This window comes from Xanthomonas sp. 3307, assembly GCF_014199735.1.
In the GTDB taxonomy this organism is placed as follows: Bacteria; Pseudomonadota; Gammaproteobacteria; order Xanthomonadales; family Xanthomonadaceae; genus Xanthomonas_A; species Xanthomonas_A rydalmerensis.
The window spans coordinates 350,643-363,364 of sequence record NZ_JACHOG010000005.1 but is presented as its reverse complement, the minus strand read 5'-3'; the positions used below and the strand labels follow the sequence as shown (position 1 = coordinate 363,364).

14 protein-coding genes are annotated in these 12,722 nt (G+C 68.7%); 7 read left to right on the top strand and 7 right to left on the bottom strand.

The window, feature by feature from the left end:
• Positions 1–21: 21 nt before the first annotated feature.
• From GGR64_RS14560 to GGR64_RS14535, 6 genes are all read right to left on the bottom strand, one after another.
• On the bottom strand, positions 22–2,166 hold the full coding sequence (locus GGR64_RS14560; protein WP_326520341.1) for an acyltransferase family protein: 2,145 nt from the start codon (positions 2,164–2,166) through the stop codon (positions 22–24).
• A 2-nt stretch (positions 2,167–2,168) separates the two neighbouring features.
• Entirely contained in the window at positions 2,169–2,870 is a 702-nt protein-coding gene (locus GGR64_RS14555) for a DUF2058 family protein (protein ID WP_184646701.1), read from the bottom strand.
• Between the two features lie 27 nt (positions 2,871–2,897).
• Positions 2,898–3,134 carry a SlyX family protein gene (locus GGR64_RS14550; RefSeq protein WP_017908102.1) on the bottom strand — a complete coding sequence of 79 codons (237 nt, stop codon included), beginning with the start codon at positions 3,132–3,134 and terminating at the stop codon, positions 2,898–2,900.
• Positions 3,124–4,470 carry a UDP-glucose/GDP-mannose dehydrogenase family protein gene (locus GGR64_RS14545; protein WP_184646699.1) on the bottom strand — a complete coding sequence of 449 codons (1,347 nt, stop codon included), beginning with the start codon at positions 4,468–4,470 and terminating at the stop codon, positions 3,124–3,126. The genes GGR64_RS14550 and GGR64_RS14545 overlap by 11 nt, the downstream gene beginning before the upstream one ends.
• A gap of 15 nt (positions 4,471–4,485) precedes the next feature.
• Positions 4,486–5,436, bottom strand: coding sequence for an FKBP-type peptidyl-prolyl cis-trans isomerase (locus GGR64_RS14540; protein WP_184646698.1), 951 nt, complete (start codon positions 5,434–5,436; stop codon positions 4,486–4,488).
• 100 nt (positions 5,437–5,536) lie between these two features.
• Entirely contained in the window at positions 5,537–6,103 is a 567-nt protein-coding gene (locus GGR64_RS14535) for a glutathione peroxidase (RefSeq protein ID WP_048492503.1), read from the bottom strand.
• A 128-nt stretch (positions 6,104–6,231) separates the two neighbouring features.
• On the opposite strand from GGR64_RS14535, the gene GGR64_RS14530 reads away from it, so the two are divergent.
• Genes GGR64_RS14530 through GGR64_RS14505 form a run of 6 tightly spaced genes read left to right on the top strand, consistent with a single transcriptional unit; the run spans position 6,232 to position 10,170 of the window.
• A complete protein-coding gene (locus tag GGR64_RS14530) occupies positions 6,232–6,474 on the top strand; it encodes a hypothetical protein (protein ID WP_160967933.1) in 243 nt (80 codons plus the stop codon).
• Positions 6,475–6,476: 2 nt separating this feature from the next.
• Positions 6,477–6,839 carry a GntR family transcriptional regulator gene (locus GGR64_RS14525; protein ID WP_160963726.1) on the top strand — a complete coding sequence of 121 codons (363 nt, stop codon included), beginning with the start codon at positions 6,477–6,479 and terminating at the stop codon, positions 6,837–6,839.
• Complete coding sequence (locus GGR64_RS14520) at positions 6,836–7,717, top strand: ABC transporter ATP-binding protein (protein ID WP_184646696.1); 882 nt, start codon at positions 6,836–6,838, stop codon at positions 7,715–7,717. The genes GGR64_RS14525 and GGR64_RS14520 overlap by 4 nt, the downstream gene beginning before the upstream one ends.
• Positions 7,714–8,706: an ABC transporter permease gene (locus GGR64_RS14515; protein WP_184646694.1), complete on the top strand. Its 993-nt coding sequence runs from the start codon at positions 7,714–7,716 to the stop codon at positions 8,704–8,706. The genes GGR64_RS14520 and GGR64_RS14515 overlap by 4 nt, the downstream gene beginning before the upstream one ends.
• Positions 8,707–8,749: 43 nt before the next feature.
• Positions 8,750–9,574, top strand: coding sequence for a DUF2807 domain-containing protein (locus tag GGR64_RS14510; RefSeq protein WP_167087758.1), 825 nt, complete (start codon positions 8,750–8,752; stop codon positions 9,572–9,574).
• Positions 9,575–9,615: 41 nt separating this feature from the next.
• Entirely contained in the window at positions 9,616–10,170 is a 555-nt protein-coding gene (locus tag GGR64_RS14505; RefSeq protein ID WP_160967941.1) for a DUF2884 family protein, read from the top strand.
• A gap of 99 nt (positions 10,171–10,269) precedes the next feature.
• On the opposite strand, the gene GGR64_RS14500 is transcribed toward GGR64_RS14505, so the two are convergent.
• Complete coding sequence (locus GGR64_RS14500; RefSeq protein ID WP_184646692.1) at positions 10,270–11,133, bottom strand: DMT family transporter; 864 nt, start codon at positions 11,131–11,133, stop codon at positions 10,270–10,272.
• 161 nt (positions 11,134–11,294) lie between these two features.
• On the opposite strand from GGR64_RS14500, the gene GGR64_RS14495 reads away from it, so the two are divergent.
• Positions 11,295–12,662 carry a PLP-dependent aminotransferase family protein gene (locus GGR64_RS14495; protein ID WP_184646690.1) on the top strand — a complete coding sequence of 456 codons (1,368 nt, stop codon included), beginning with the start codon at positions 11,295–11,297 and terminating at the stop codon, positions 12,660–12,662.
• Positions 12,663–12,722: the final 60 nt, after the last annotated feature.

Genomic DNA, 12,722 nt, shown 5'->3' with positions numbered 1-12,722 from the left:
CGGAAGGCGGAGGGGTGCGCCTCAAGGCGCCGGCGGCGAGTTTGCCTGGATCGCAGTGAAGTGCGCGGTGAAGCCCGGCAGCAGCACCCGGTTGCCATAGCCGCTGAGGTGATCGGCATCGAAGAACAGCGGGCGCCCATCGCGGAATCCGGTGCATTGCTGCGCATCGCACAGCAGCGGCAGCGGATCCCACACCGAGGCGTGCGGCAGCTGCGCGGCGATGCGCTGCAGGCTCTGCAGCACCGGCGCGCGGTAGCGCTGCATGGTCGCGCGCGGGATCGGGATGCCATGCGCGCAGATCGGATTGCCGCGGTTGAACCAGTCCGAACAGCGATACGGCGGCGCGCGCAGCACCGGCTTGGGCGCTTCGAAGACGATGCGCACGCCGCGCTGCGCCAGCGGCTGCAGCAGCGCCACCGCGGACGCTTCGCCAGCGCTTCGTGCCGCCTGCGCCGCGGCGCCCTCCTGCTCGGCCATCACCGCCGTCTCATCGAACAGGCGGTCCTGGTCGGCCAGGCGCAGCACGCGCAGGGCGGGCAGGAACAGCACATCGCCGTCGCGCGCGTGCGCGGCGACGTCGGCCAGGGTGCTGCGCTCGTAGGCCTGGCAGCCGGGATTGCCGGCCTGCCAGGCCTGCAATCCGACGATCGGGCAACCGCCGACGCCGTACAGGCGCACCGGCACCCCGCTCTGCAGCGCGAAACGCCGCAGCAGTTCGTTGTAGGCCAGCGCATGCGAATCGCCGGCGACGAACAACTGGCCGCCATCGCGATTGTGCAGCGTGCACGCGCCGCGCTCGAACAGCTTGGCGCTGCCCACCTGCACCGGCACCTGGCGGGTCTGCAGCGTGCATTGCGGGAATTCCCGGCGCAGGCCCTTGGCATAGGCGTACCAGTCCAGCGGATGCCGGCTGACCGTGCTCAGCCCGTAATAGCGCTGGGCGTTCTGCAGCAGCGCATGGGTGCCGGCGGCGAGCAGCACCAGCGCCAACCCGGCGACGATGGTCCGCGCCGGCGTGCGTGCGCGGCCGATGCGGCTGTGCCGCCAGGGCAGCTCCACCCAGCGGTACGAGGCCAGCGCCAGCACCGCCACCAGCAGCAGCGCCGCAGCCTTGGTCGACACCGAGTCCAGGCCGACGGTCCAGCGGAACAGCACGAACACCGGCCAATGCCACAGGTACAGCGAGTACGACACGCGGCCGATCGCCACCGGCACGCGGTGTGCCAGCGCGCGGTGGGTCCAGCCGGCCGGGCCGCCATGCAGCAGCGCCAGCAGGCCAAGCGTGCCCAGCACCGGCCACAGCCCGTCCGGCCATGGCGAGTGGCCGGGACGCGCGCGCCACAGGCCGACCGCGATCGCCGCCAGCGCCACCGCCAACAGCGGCGAACGCCAGCTCCACGCGCCCGGTGGCGGCGCCTGCGTGCCGGCCTCGAAGCGTCCGCGCAGCGCCAATACCTGGTACAGCAGCACGCCACTGCCGAGTTGCCAGAACCGCGCGGTGGTCAGATAGAACGCGGCCGCCGCATCGCTGGCGTCGCGGCTATGCCGCCAGGCGAACGCCAGCGACGCGGCCGAGGCCAACGCCACCAGTAGCGTCGACGCTATCCGGCCGCGGCCGCCGCGGTTCCAGGCCAGGAACAGCAGCGGGAACAGCAGATAGAACTGCTCCTCCACGCCCAGAGACCAGGTATGCGTGTACGGATTGAATTCGGCCTTGGGCGAGAAATAATCGTTGCCGGTCGCGGCCAGCACCCAGTTGCTGAGGCCGACGAAGGCCATGCGTCCGGTCTTGGCGCTGGTCTCGCTGAGCCAGGACTCGGGAATGAACAGGCCGCTGGCCAGGCCGGTGAGCAGCAGGCACGCCACCAGCGCCGGCGCGATGCGGCGCATGCGCCGCGCGTAGAACTGCGCGAACACACCCAACTGTCCGGCCGCCGGCAGGCGCTGCAGCGACGCGCTGACCACGAAGCCGGAGATCACGAAGAACATGTCCACGCCGGTGAACCCGCCCGGCAGCCACGCCGGATCGAGGTGGTAGGCGATCACCGCCAGCACCGCGATCGCGCGCAGCCCGTCCACGTACGGCAGGTAGCCGCCACCGGTCTGCCCGTGCGGCGGCGTGTGGCCGCGCCCGGCGGCCAGCGTGCCCATCCCTGGCAGCGCCACGCTTACCAGACCAGATCGTCTGGGATCTGGTACTTGGGATCGGCGTAGGGGTCTTCTTCTGCGGTCGCGTTGGGATCGACCCGCAGCGCCACCGCCGCCGGGAAGATCGCTTCGGCCTGGTCCAGCAGCGCCGCGGTCACCAGCAGGTAGCGGCCGTTCTGCTGCAGCACGCCCAGCTCGCCGGCGTTGAGCGCCTTGAGCTGGTCGGGGGTGACGTAGATGCGCTTGATCTTGCCGCCATAGGGGAAATGGCGGGCGATGTCGGCCTCGGCGTGGTTCAGCGCCTGGCCCTTGAGCAGTTCGTCGAGCTTGGCCCGCGCCTCGCGGCGCAGCCGCGCTTCTTCCTGCTTCTGCCGCTCGGCCTCGATGCGCTCGTCCTTCTCGCGCTGGGCGCGGATCGCGTAGGCCTTGGCCAAGTCGATGTCCTCGCGGCTGCGCGGCGGCCGCCCCTGCTGGCCACCCGCGCCCTGCGGCTTGCCCTGGCCGTGACCAGGGCCGTTCCCGTGCGGACGGCCACGCCCGCCGCCGGGCTTGCCGGCGTTGGGCGCGCCGCCGGGCGCGCGCTCGCCGCGCGCCCCGGCCGGTGCCGGGCGCTGGCCCGACCGTCCCTGCGGCCGCGGCGCGGCAGGCGGGGCTTTGCGTTCGGGTTTCGGCGCGGGCTTGAAGCCCAGGCCCAGCAACTGGTCGCGGAGGGTATCGCTCATCGGGTCGGAATCGATCGGTTCGGGGGATCAGTAATGCGGCGGCGGCGGTTCGTCGGCCGGATCGGCGTAGAGCGTGCTGCGCACCTTGCCCAGATCTTCGAGCAGGTGACGCAGCAACTCGGCGTTGCGCTGGCTTTCGATACGCGCTTCGGCCAGGGCATCGCTCATTTCCGACAGCGCCTGCTCCTGGAAGGAGAGGCGCGTTTCCAGCTCGATCAGGCGGTTCTCCAGCAACCGATCCTGGGTGGAAAAATCATGCTGCATGGATCGAACGTCCCCGGCCGATGCCGTAATACGCCAGGCCGAAGCTCTCGATTTCCTGCGGATCGTAGAGATTGCGGCCGTCGAACACCACCGCATCGCCGATCAGCTCCTTCATGCGGGTGAAGTCCGGGCTGCGGAACTGCTTCCACTCGGTGACCACCGCCAGCGCATCGGCGCCTTCCAGCGCTTCGAAGGCATCGCTGCAGAAGTGCAGGTCGGCGCGCTCGCCGAAGATGCGCTTGGCTTCGTCGGTTGCCTCTGGATCGTAGGCACGGACCGTCGCGCCCGCTTCCCACAGTTGCGCCAGCAGGCGGCGGCTGGAGGCCGCACGCATGTCGTCGGTGTTGGGCTTGAACGCCAGGCCCCACACCGCGAAGGTCTTGCCCTTGAGCGGCTGCGCCGCGCCGTAGTGGCGCTGGATCAGTTCGTACAGGTGGCCCTTCTGCGCCTCGTTGACCGCTTCCACCGCATCCAGCAGCCTCGGCGCGTGGCCGTACTGCTGCGCGGTGCGCGCCAGCGCCTGCACGTCCTTGGGGAAGCACGAGCCACCGTAGCCGGCACCCGGGTAGATGAAGTGCCAGCCGATGCGCGGATCCGAGCCGATGCCCTGGCGCACCTTCTCCACGTCGGCACCGACACGCTCGGCGATGTTGGCGATCTCGTTCATGAAACTGATCTTGGTCGCCAGCATCGCGTTGGCCGCGTACTTGGTCAGTTCGGCCGAACGCACGTCCATTTCCACGATGCGGTCGTGGTTGCGGTTGAACGGCGCGTACAGGCGACGCAGGCGCGCGGCCGAGCCGGGCTTGCTGCTGCCGATGACGATGCGGTCCGGCCGCATGCAGTCGGCGACCGCATCGCCTTCCTTCAGGAACTCCGGGTTGGAGACCACGTCGAACTCGATGGCCTCGCCGCGCGCTTCCAGCTCAGCGGCGATCGCCGCGCGCACCTTGTCGGCGGTACCGACCGGCACCGTCGACTTGTTGACCACGGTGGTCGGCCCCTGGATGTGCTGGCCGATGGTGCGGGCCACCGCCAGGACGTACTGCAGATCTGCGCTACCGTCCTCGTCCGGCGGCGTGCCGACGGCGATGAACACGATATCCCCATGCGCGATGGCGCTGGCCGCGTCGGTGGTGAAGAACAGCCTCCGTGCGGCGTGATTGGCCTTGACCATCGGCGAGAGGCCAGGCTCGTAAATCGGGACCACGCCCTTGTTGAGCCCATCCACCTTGGCCTGGTCGATGTCTACGCACACCACATGGTGGCCGACTTCGGCCAGACAGGTTCCGGTGACGAGCCCGACATAGCCGGTGCCGAATATCGCTACGCGCATGTAATCTCCTTTCGGTTATTGAAGGATGTTCAAAAGTTCCACGTCGAAGGTCAGCATCGCATCCGGGCCGATCGGGCCGCCCGGCGTTCCCTGCGGGCCGTAGCCCAGGTTGGACGGAATCCAGAAGCGGTACTTGGAGCCCACCGGCATCAGCGCCACGCCCTCGCTCCAGCCCGGCACGACCTGGTTCAGCGCGAACTCGGCCGGTTGGCCGTTCTTGTAGGAGCTGTCGAAGACGGTGCCGTCGAGCAGCTTGCCTTCGTAGTTCACCCGCACCTTGCTGGTGGGCGTGGGCCGCGCGCCGCTGCCTTCGCGCAGCACCATGTACTGCAGGCCAGACGGCGTGGTGATCACGCCCTTCTGATTCTTGTTCTGCGCCAGGAAGGCGTTGCCCTCCTGCTTGTTCTTGGTCGCCACGGCGGCCTGCTTGGACGCGCCGAACGCCTGCAGCGTGGCCATCGCCTGCTCCTGGGTCATCGCGGTCTGGCCCTTGGCGAACACGGTGCGCACCGCGCCCATCAGCGTCGGCAGGTCGATGTCGTTCTGGATCCGCGCCAGCGACGGGCCGACCGCACGGTCGCCCAGCATCAGGCCGACGTTTTCCTTGGACACCGGCGGCGGCTGCGCGCCCGGCGCCATGCCCGGCACCGGCTGACCGTTACGCGCGGCCAACTGCGTGCGCAGCGCGGTATCGGTGGCCTGGGTCTGCTCGTCGGACAGCAGCGGCTTGCCAGCCTTGAAGGCGTTCTCGATCGCGCGCTGCAGTGCGTTCACGTCGATGTCCTGGGCGATGGGCTCGAACGAACGCGCCACATCCATGCCGATCGCGTAGCTGACCTTCTGCTTCTCGCTGCCCAGCGTCGTCGCCGCGTTGCCGGCAGCCGGCGCCTGCGCGGACGCTTGGCCGGCGGCCAGCATCATCCCCACCACCAGCGACGCCACGGCGCCGCGCATTCCCATCTTCATTCGCTACTTTCCCTGGAAGTGAACTGTGAACTGGACGCGCCGCGATGGCGCAGACAGAGGCCGGCATTGTCGCATGTGCGGCCGAGATGTTGACCCGCTTTCAGTGCGACGCCGGCTGCGCTTTCAGTTCGCGTTCGATGGCACTGCGCAAGGCCGGATCGTCCGGCGTGACCTTGCTCGGAAATTGCGCGACCACGCGCCCGTCCCGCGCGATCAGATACTTGTGGAAATTCCAGCCCGGCGCCACGCCGGTGGCCTGGGTCAATTGCTTGTACAGCGGCGTCGCATCGTCGCCGATCACATGCACCTTCTCGAACATCGGGAACTTGACCCCGTAGGTGAGCGTGCAGAATTCCTGGATCTGCTTCTCCGATCCGGGCTCCTGGCCCTTGAAGTCGTTGGACGGGAAGCCGAGCACGCTGAAGCCCTGCGCCGCGTACTGCTGCTGCAGCTTCTCCAGGCCGTCGTACTGCGGGGTATAGCCGCACTTGCTGGCGGTGTTGACCACCAGCAGCACCTTGCCGCCGTAGGTCTTGTTCAGGTTCACCTTGTCCTTGCCGGCCAGCGGACGGTAGTCCCGGTCCAGCAGCGAGCCCGCCCAGGCACTGCCGACGGTGCCGGCAGCGGCCAGGATCGCAAGGAAAAACAGACGCTTGGAAAGTTTCATGAGGCACCGTTGGGAAGAAAAAGAAGTCGCGCACGACCAGGTCGGAAGTTGGGTCTGCAGCGTGTTGACATGCTGTGTAACGGTGTTATAGTTAAATACAACACCACTCACCCAGAGCAGGTCCCACGATGAATCTCAAACACCTCCAGCGCAGTCTCCCGGCCCTGGTCATCGTCGGCACCCTGCTCTGCGCGAGCTGGATCGGCGCCCAACGCCACCAGGGACGGCCGCTGGATTATGGCGCCAGCACGCCGCACGACGACAGCGCCGCCGGCGCCGCACCCTCTACCGTCCCGGCGGTGCGGCGACTGCGGGCCTCGCTGTCCGTGCCTTATTTCTCCTTCGCGCGCACCCTGCGCCCACGGAGCTGACCATGAGCGACATCCAATGGAGCGACGGCGCTCCGATCTATCGTCAACTGAAGGAGCGGGTCATCGCGATGATGCTCGACGGCATCCTCAAGCCCGGCGACGCCCTGCCCTCGGTGCGCCAGGTGGCCGCCGAATACCAGCTCAACCCGATCACCGTCTCGCGCGCCTACCAGGAACTGGCCGACGAGGCCCTGGTCGAGAAGCGTCGCGGGCTGGGCATGTTCATGACCGAGGAAGCAGCGCAGAAGCTGCGCGGCAGCGAGCGCGATCGCTTCCTCAACGAAGAGTGGCCTCTGGTGCTGGAACGCATCCAGCGCCTGGGCCTGACACTGCAAGACTTGTTGCCACCGGGGAAAACACCATGACTGCCGCTGTCGCCGCATCCGAATCCGTCGTCTATGCGCAGGGGTTGCGCAAGACCTACAACCACAAGCCGGCGCTGGCCGACGCGTCCTTCACCATCGCGCCCGGCCGCATCGTCGGCCTGATCGGCCCCAACGGCGCCGGCAAGACCACCGCACTGAAGGCGGTGCTGGGCCTGACCGCGGTGGACGGCGAACTGCGCGTGCTGGGCATGGACCCGCGCAAGCAGCGCGATGCGCTGATGAACGAGGTGTGCTTCATCGCCGACGTGGCGGTGCTGCCGCGCTGGATGCGGGTGAGCGAGGCGATCGACTTCGTCGCCGGCGTGCATCCGCGCTTCGACCGCGCCAAGTGCGAGCGCTTCCTGGCCAACACCAAGCTCTCGCCCAAGCTGCGGGTGCGCGAGATGTCCAAGGGCATGATCGTGCAGCTGCACCTGGCCCTGGTGATGGCGATCGACGCGCGCCTGCTGGTGCTGGACGAGCCGACCCTTGGCCTGGACATCCTGTACCGCAAGGAGTTCTACCAGCGCTTGCTGGAAGACTACTTCGACGAGCAGAAGACCATCATCATCACCACCCACCAGGTGGAGGAGATCGAGCACATCCTCACCGACGTGCTGTTCATCCGCGACGGCCGCATCGTGCTCAGCGCCGACATGGAGCACATGGCCACCCGCTACACCGAACTGCTGGTGCCGGCCGAGCGCATCGAGGCGGCGCGCACGCTGCAGCCGATCGACGAACGCGGCCTGCCGTTCGGCAAGTCGGTGTTCCTGTACGACGGCGTGCCGCAGGCGCAGCTGGCCGCGCTCGGCGAAACCCGCACCCCCGGCCTGGCCGACCTGTTCGTCGCCATCATGAAGGGCACCTACGCATGAACGCTCCCGCCAAATCGATCTCTCCCGTATCCACCTTCACGTGGCTGCTCAAGCGCGAGTTCTGGGAACACCGCGGCGGTTTCCTGTGGGCCCCGGTCATCACCGGCGGCATCGTCGCCGCGCTGTACACGGTGCTGTCGATCATCGGCAGCATCGCCGGCCGCAACCACGGCGGCGGCTCGCGGCTGAACGACGTGCAGTGGGACGGCCAGGCCCAGAACGCGCACCAGATCATCGGCGCGGTCGGCGACGGCACCATGCTCGCCGGCGTGATCCTGGCCTGCATCGTGGTCGGCTTCGTGGTGTTCTTTTACGCGCTGGGCGCGCTGTACGACGACCGCCGCGACCGCAGCGTGCTGTTCTGGAAGTCGCTGCCGCTGTCGGATACCGGCACCGTGCTGTCCAAGGCCGCCTGGGCGCTGCTGCTGGCGCCGCTGCTGGCGATCGGCATTGGCCTGCTGATCGGCCTGGCGCTGTGGGTGGTCTCCGCCCTGACCCTGTCGGTCAACGGCATTCCCCAGAGCACCGCGGTCTTCACCGAATCGCACCCGCTGCGCATCATCGGCATGGTCCTGGCCGCACTGCCGGTGCAGGTGATGTGGTCGCTGCCGGCGATCGGCTGGCTGATGCTGTGCTCGGCCTGGGCGCGCAGCAAGCCGTTCCTGTGGGCAGTGCTGATCCCGATCCTGGGCTGCGTGACCGCCAGCATGATGGGCATCCTGCCGATGCTGAACGTCAACCACAACCTGATCTGGTACACCGTGGTCTACCGCGGCCTGCTCAGCGTGCTGCCGGGCAGCTGGGGTCCGGTGCTGAACGAGCAGGTGGCCGAGACCCACATCAGCGGTCCGCAGGATCTGGTCAATGCGATCCATCTCGGCGACAGCTGGGTGCTGTTCCGCGACCCCGACATGTGGATCGGCGCCGCCGTCGGCGTGGCCTTCATCGTCGCCGCGATCTACGTGCGCCGCTGGCGCGACGAAGCCTGATCGCACTGCCGTCTCCCTACCCTTTTCCGCAAGGAGTGTTCCGATGCGCAAGACCCTCATCCTGTGTGCGCTGCTGTCGCTGCCGGCCGTCGCCATGGCCGACGACTGCAAGTATTCCGAACCGCGCGAACTGAAGCTGGACCTGGCCGGCGTCAAGACGGTCCTGCTGGACGTGCAGCAGAACGACCTCAAGCTCAGCGGCGCCAGCGCCGGCGACTCCACCTTGCGCGGCCGCGCCTGCGCTTCCGACGCGGACATGCTCAAGGAGCTGACCCTGCGCCAGCGCCACGACGGCGACACCCTGGTGGTGACGCTGAAGCATGAGGGCAAGATCCACGGCATCAGCGTCGGCAACCGTTACGCCTACCTCAACGTGGCCGGCAGCATTCCGGCCAACCTGCCGGTGCAACTGCAACTGGGCTCGGGCGATGCCGAGATCAGCGGCGTGGCCTCGCTCGACGCCAAGATCGGGTCCGGCGACCTGCATGCGCAGGGCATCCGCGGCGCGGTCAGCGCCACGGTCGGCTCCGGCGACATCGAACTGCGCAATGTCGGCAGCGTGGCGCTGCCGACGCTGGGCTCGGGCGACGTCAAGGCCGACCAGGTCGGCGGCGACGTCAAGGTCGGCACGGTCGGCTCCGGCGACCTGACCGTGCACGGTGTGCGCGGCAGCGTGCAGGTCGACAGCCTCGGTTCCGGCGACGTGCAACTGCGCGATGTCGGAGGCAGCGTCGCGGTGCAGACCGTGGGCTCCGGCGACCTGGACGTGGGCAACGTCGGCGGCAACCTGAGCGTGCAGAAGGTCGGCAGCGGCGACGTCACCCACCGTGGCGTGCGCGGCAGTGTCAACCTGCCCAAGCCGCGCTGATCCTCCACTCCGCTTTCTCTCTTCCGCACGAGGACACGCCCATGCAGTACCGTTCCCTGCCCCTGGCCGGCGTCGCCCTGGCCGTTCTGCTCTCGCTCAGCGCCTGCGAGCGCTCGTCGAACGACCGCGTCGTGGTCGATCACGGCGGCGCGCAAAGCCTGACCTTCCTCAACGGCGACCTCACCCTGAAGGCCGATGGCCAGCCGCCGGCCACCATCACCCGCGACGGCAAGTTGTTGATCGACGGCAAGCCGGTGGCCCTGGATGCCGAGCAGCAGCGCCTGTTGCTGGCCTACCGCGGCCAGATCGAAGCGGTGGGCAAGCAGGGCGTGGAAGTCGGCAAGGCCGGCGCCGCGCTCGGCGTGAAAGCGGCCGGCGATGCCATCAGTGGCGTGCTCAGCGGCAACACCGAGCACATCGGCGAGCATGTCGAAGCGCAGGCCGACAAGATCAAGCAGGCGGCGCTGAAGATCTGCGATCAGGTCGCCGCGCTGCGCGCCGCGCAGGATGCGCTGATGCAGAAGGTGCCGGCGTTCCGTCCCTACTCCACCCTCGACGACAGCGACGTCAACGACTGCAGGCACTCGGCCGCGTAACCGGCGGCAGCCACGCTGCCGCGACGATCGTCCATGACCGCCCGCTGTGTCCGCGCTCCGCCCGGCAGTCGCCCCACGCCTGCCGGGCGGGTCGCGGTCTCAGCGGGCGTATCGTTTCGCGCCCGCCACGCAGACCATGGCGACCAGGGTCACCGCCAGCATCGTCCAGCTCACCGTTTCGTGGAGCAACAGCGCGGCCAGGCCCAAGCCGATGAAGGGCTGGAACAACTGCAGTTGCCCGACCGCCGCGATGCCGCCTTGCGCCAGGCCGCGGTACCAGAACACGAAGCCGATCAACATGCTGAACAACGAGACATAGCCCAGGCCGAGCCATGCCGGCATGTGCACAGCGCCGAACGACGCGGGCTGCGTCAGCAAGGCCAGGGACACCATCAGCGGCAGCGACAGCACCAGCGCCCAACAGATGACCTGCCATCCGCCCAGGGTGCGCGACAGGCGCGCGCCCTCCGCGTAGCCCAGCCCACACAGCACCACCGCGGCCAGCATCAGCAGGTCGCCCTGCAGCGAGGCGTCGATCCCGCCGATCGCCGCATAGCCGACGACGCTGCAGGCACCGGCCAGCGAGAACACCCAGAACGGCGGACGCGGGCGTTCGCCGGCCCGCAACACGGCGAAGACGGCCGTGCACAACGGCAGCAGGCCCACGAACACGATGGAATGCGCCGAAGTGACATGCTGCAGCGCCAGCGCGGTCAGCAGCGGAAACCCGACCACGACCCCCAGCGCCGTCATCGCCAAGGCGGGCAGCTCGGCGCGGCGCGGACGCGGTTGCCGAAACCCGAGCAGGAGCGCCAGCCCGAGCGCGGCGGCAATGCTGGCGCGGGCGCAGGTCAGGAACACGGGGGAGAAATCGGCGACCGCGACGCGGGTCGCGGGCAACGACCCCGCAAAAATCATCACGCCGATACATCCATTGATCCAGCCACCGGTGGTTTTTTCCATGCGCGTCTCCTTCGGCATCGCCGGCGCAGTAGACGCCACGCGGGACCGATCCGGCCAGGTACGATCCAATACGGTTTCGCAGTACTGTTATGCCTCAAGACCCAGTACAGCCGACGACAGTGGACAGACCCGTAGCACCCGGCACGCGCATCGATGCGGTGATGACCGATATCCGCGCCCGCATCGCCAACCGCACCAGCCTGCCGGGAGCGCGCCTGCCCTCCGTACGCACGCAGGCGCGCGCGCTGCGCGTGTCGGTGTCGACGGTGGTGGAAGCCTACGAGCGGCTGGCGGCCGAAGGCGCGATCGTGGCGCGACCGGGGTCGGGCTTCTATGTGGCCGGGCCGGCGGCCCCGCTGGCGTTGGCGCAACTCGGCCCGAAGCTCGACCGGCAGATCGATCCGCTATGGGTGTCGCGGCAGTCGCTGGAAGCGGATGCGCGCGTGCTCAAGCCCGGCTGCGGCTGGCTGCCGCCGACGTGGCTGTACGGCGCGGGCATGCGCCGCGCGCTGCGCACGCTGGCGCGCGCCGACACGCTGGAACTGACCGAGTACGCCACGCCCCTGGGCCACCCCGGCTTGCGCCAGTTCCTGTCGCGACGGTTGGCGGGCAACGGCGTGCAGGCGCCGCCCGAACAGATCCTGCTCGCCGAATCGGGGACGCATGCGATCGACCTGATCGGTCGCTTCCTGCTCTCGCCCGGCGACACGGTGCTGGTCGACGACCCCTGCTACTTCAATTTCCATGCCTTGCTCAAGGCGCATCGCGTGCAGGTCGTGGGCGTGCCCTATACGCCGCACGGACCGGACGTGGCGCACTTCGAAGCGGCGCTGAAAGCGCACGCACCGCGTCTGTACATCACCAATTCGGGGATCCACAACCCCACCGGCGCGACCCTGTCCGCGGCGACGGCGCACCGGCTGCTGCTGCTGGCCGAGGGCTCGGACCTGGTGATCGTCGAGGACGACATCTTCGCCGACTTCGAGACCAGCCCAGCCCCACGGCTGGCGGCCTTCGACGGCCTGGCGCGGGTGATCCAGGTCGGCAGCTTTTCCAAGACGGTCTCGGCATCGCTGCGCTGCGGCTACATCGCCGCGCGTGGCGACTGGATCGAAAGCCTCGCCGACCTGAAGATCGCTACGAGCTTCGGGGGCGGCCGGCTGGCGGCCGACGCCGTGCTGATCGCCCTGACCGACAGCGGCTACCGCCGGCATCTGGAGAGCTTGCGGCGGCGCCTGGCGGAGCAGATGGCCAGGACCGTGGCGCGGCTGCAGGGCCTCGGCATCCGGCCCTGGCTGATCCCGCAGGCCGGCCTGTTCCTTTGGTGCAGGCTGCCCGCGGGCATGGAGGCCTCGGCGATCGCGCGCGCCTGCCTGCAGGAGGGCGTGGTACTGGCGCCGGGCAATGCCTTCAGCCAGTCGCTGAGCGCGGGCGATTTTCTCCGCTTCAACGTCGCGCAATCCACCGACGAACGGATGTTCGGCGTGCTCGCGCGCGCCATGCAGTCCGCTCCGAACCCGAGCCGCTAGCGCGCGTCCGGCACGCCTCCACGACCGAAGCCGCCGCACGTTCTAGAATGCCCGCACTCC

What these genes read in the sequence shown, in the direction of transcription:
- GGR64_RS14555 (WP_184646701.1), bottom strand. Translation starts at nt 2,870, where the DNA reads ATGAGCGATACCCTCCGCGACCAGTTGCTGGGCCTGGGCTTCAAGCCC.
- GGR64_RS14550 (WP_017908102.1), bottom strand. Translation starts at nt 3,134, where the DNA reads ATGCAGCATGATTTTTCCACCCAGGATCGGTTGCTGGAGAACCGCCTG.
- GGR64_RS14545 (WP_184646699.1), bottom strand. Translation starts at nt 4,470, where the DNA reads ATGCGCGTAGCGATATTCGGCACCGGCTATGTCGGGCTCGTCACCGGA.
- GGR64_RS14540 (WP_184646698.1), bottom strand. Translation starts at nt 5,436, where the DNA reads ATGAAGATGGGAATGCGCGGCGCCGTGGCGTCGCTGGTGGTGGGGATG.
- GGR64_RS14535 (WP_048492503.1), bottom strand. Translation starts at nt 6,103, where the DNA reads ATGAAACTTTCCAAGCGTCTGTTTTTCCTTGCGATCCTGGCCGCTGCC.
- GGR64_RS14530 (WP_160967933.1), top strand. Translation starts at nt 6,232, where the DNA reads ATGAATCTCAAACACCTCCAGCGCAGTCTCCCGGCCCTGGTCATCGTC.
- GGR64_RS14525 (WP_160963726.1), top strand. Translation starts at nt 6,477, where the DNA reads ATGAGCGACATCCAATGGAGCGACGGCGCTCCGATCTATCGTCAACTG.
- GGR64_RS14520 (WP_184646696.1), top strand. Translation starts at nt 6,836, where the DNA reads ATGACTGCCGCTGTCGCCGCATCCGAATCCGTCGTCTATGCGCAGGGG.
- GGR64_RS14515 (WP_184646694.1), top strand. Translation starts at nt 7,714, where the DNA reads ATGAACGCTCCCGCCAAATCGATCTCTCCCGTATCCACCTTCACGTGG.
- GGR64_RS14510 (WP_167087758.1), top strand. Translation starts at nt 8,750, where the DNA reads ATGCGCAAGACCCTCATCCTGTGTGCGCTGCTGTCGCTGCCGGCCGTC.
- GGR64_RS14505 (WP_160967941.1), top strand. Translation starts at nt 9,616, where the DNA reads ATGCAGTACCGTTCCCTGCCCCTGGCCGGCGTCGCCCTGGCCGTTCTG.
- GGR64_RS14500 (WP_184646692.1), bottom strand. Translation starts at nt 11,133, where the DNA reads ATGGAAAAAACCACCGGTGGCTGGATCAATGGATGTATCGGCGTGATG.
- GGR64_RS14495 (WP_184646690.1), top strand. Translation starts at nt 11,295, where the DNA reads ATGACCGATATCCGCGCCCGCATCGCCAACCGCACCAGCCTGCCGGGA.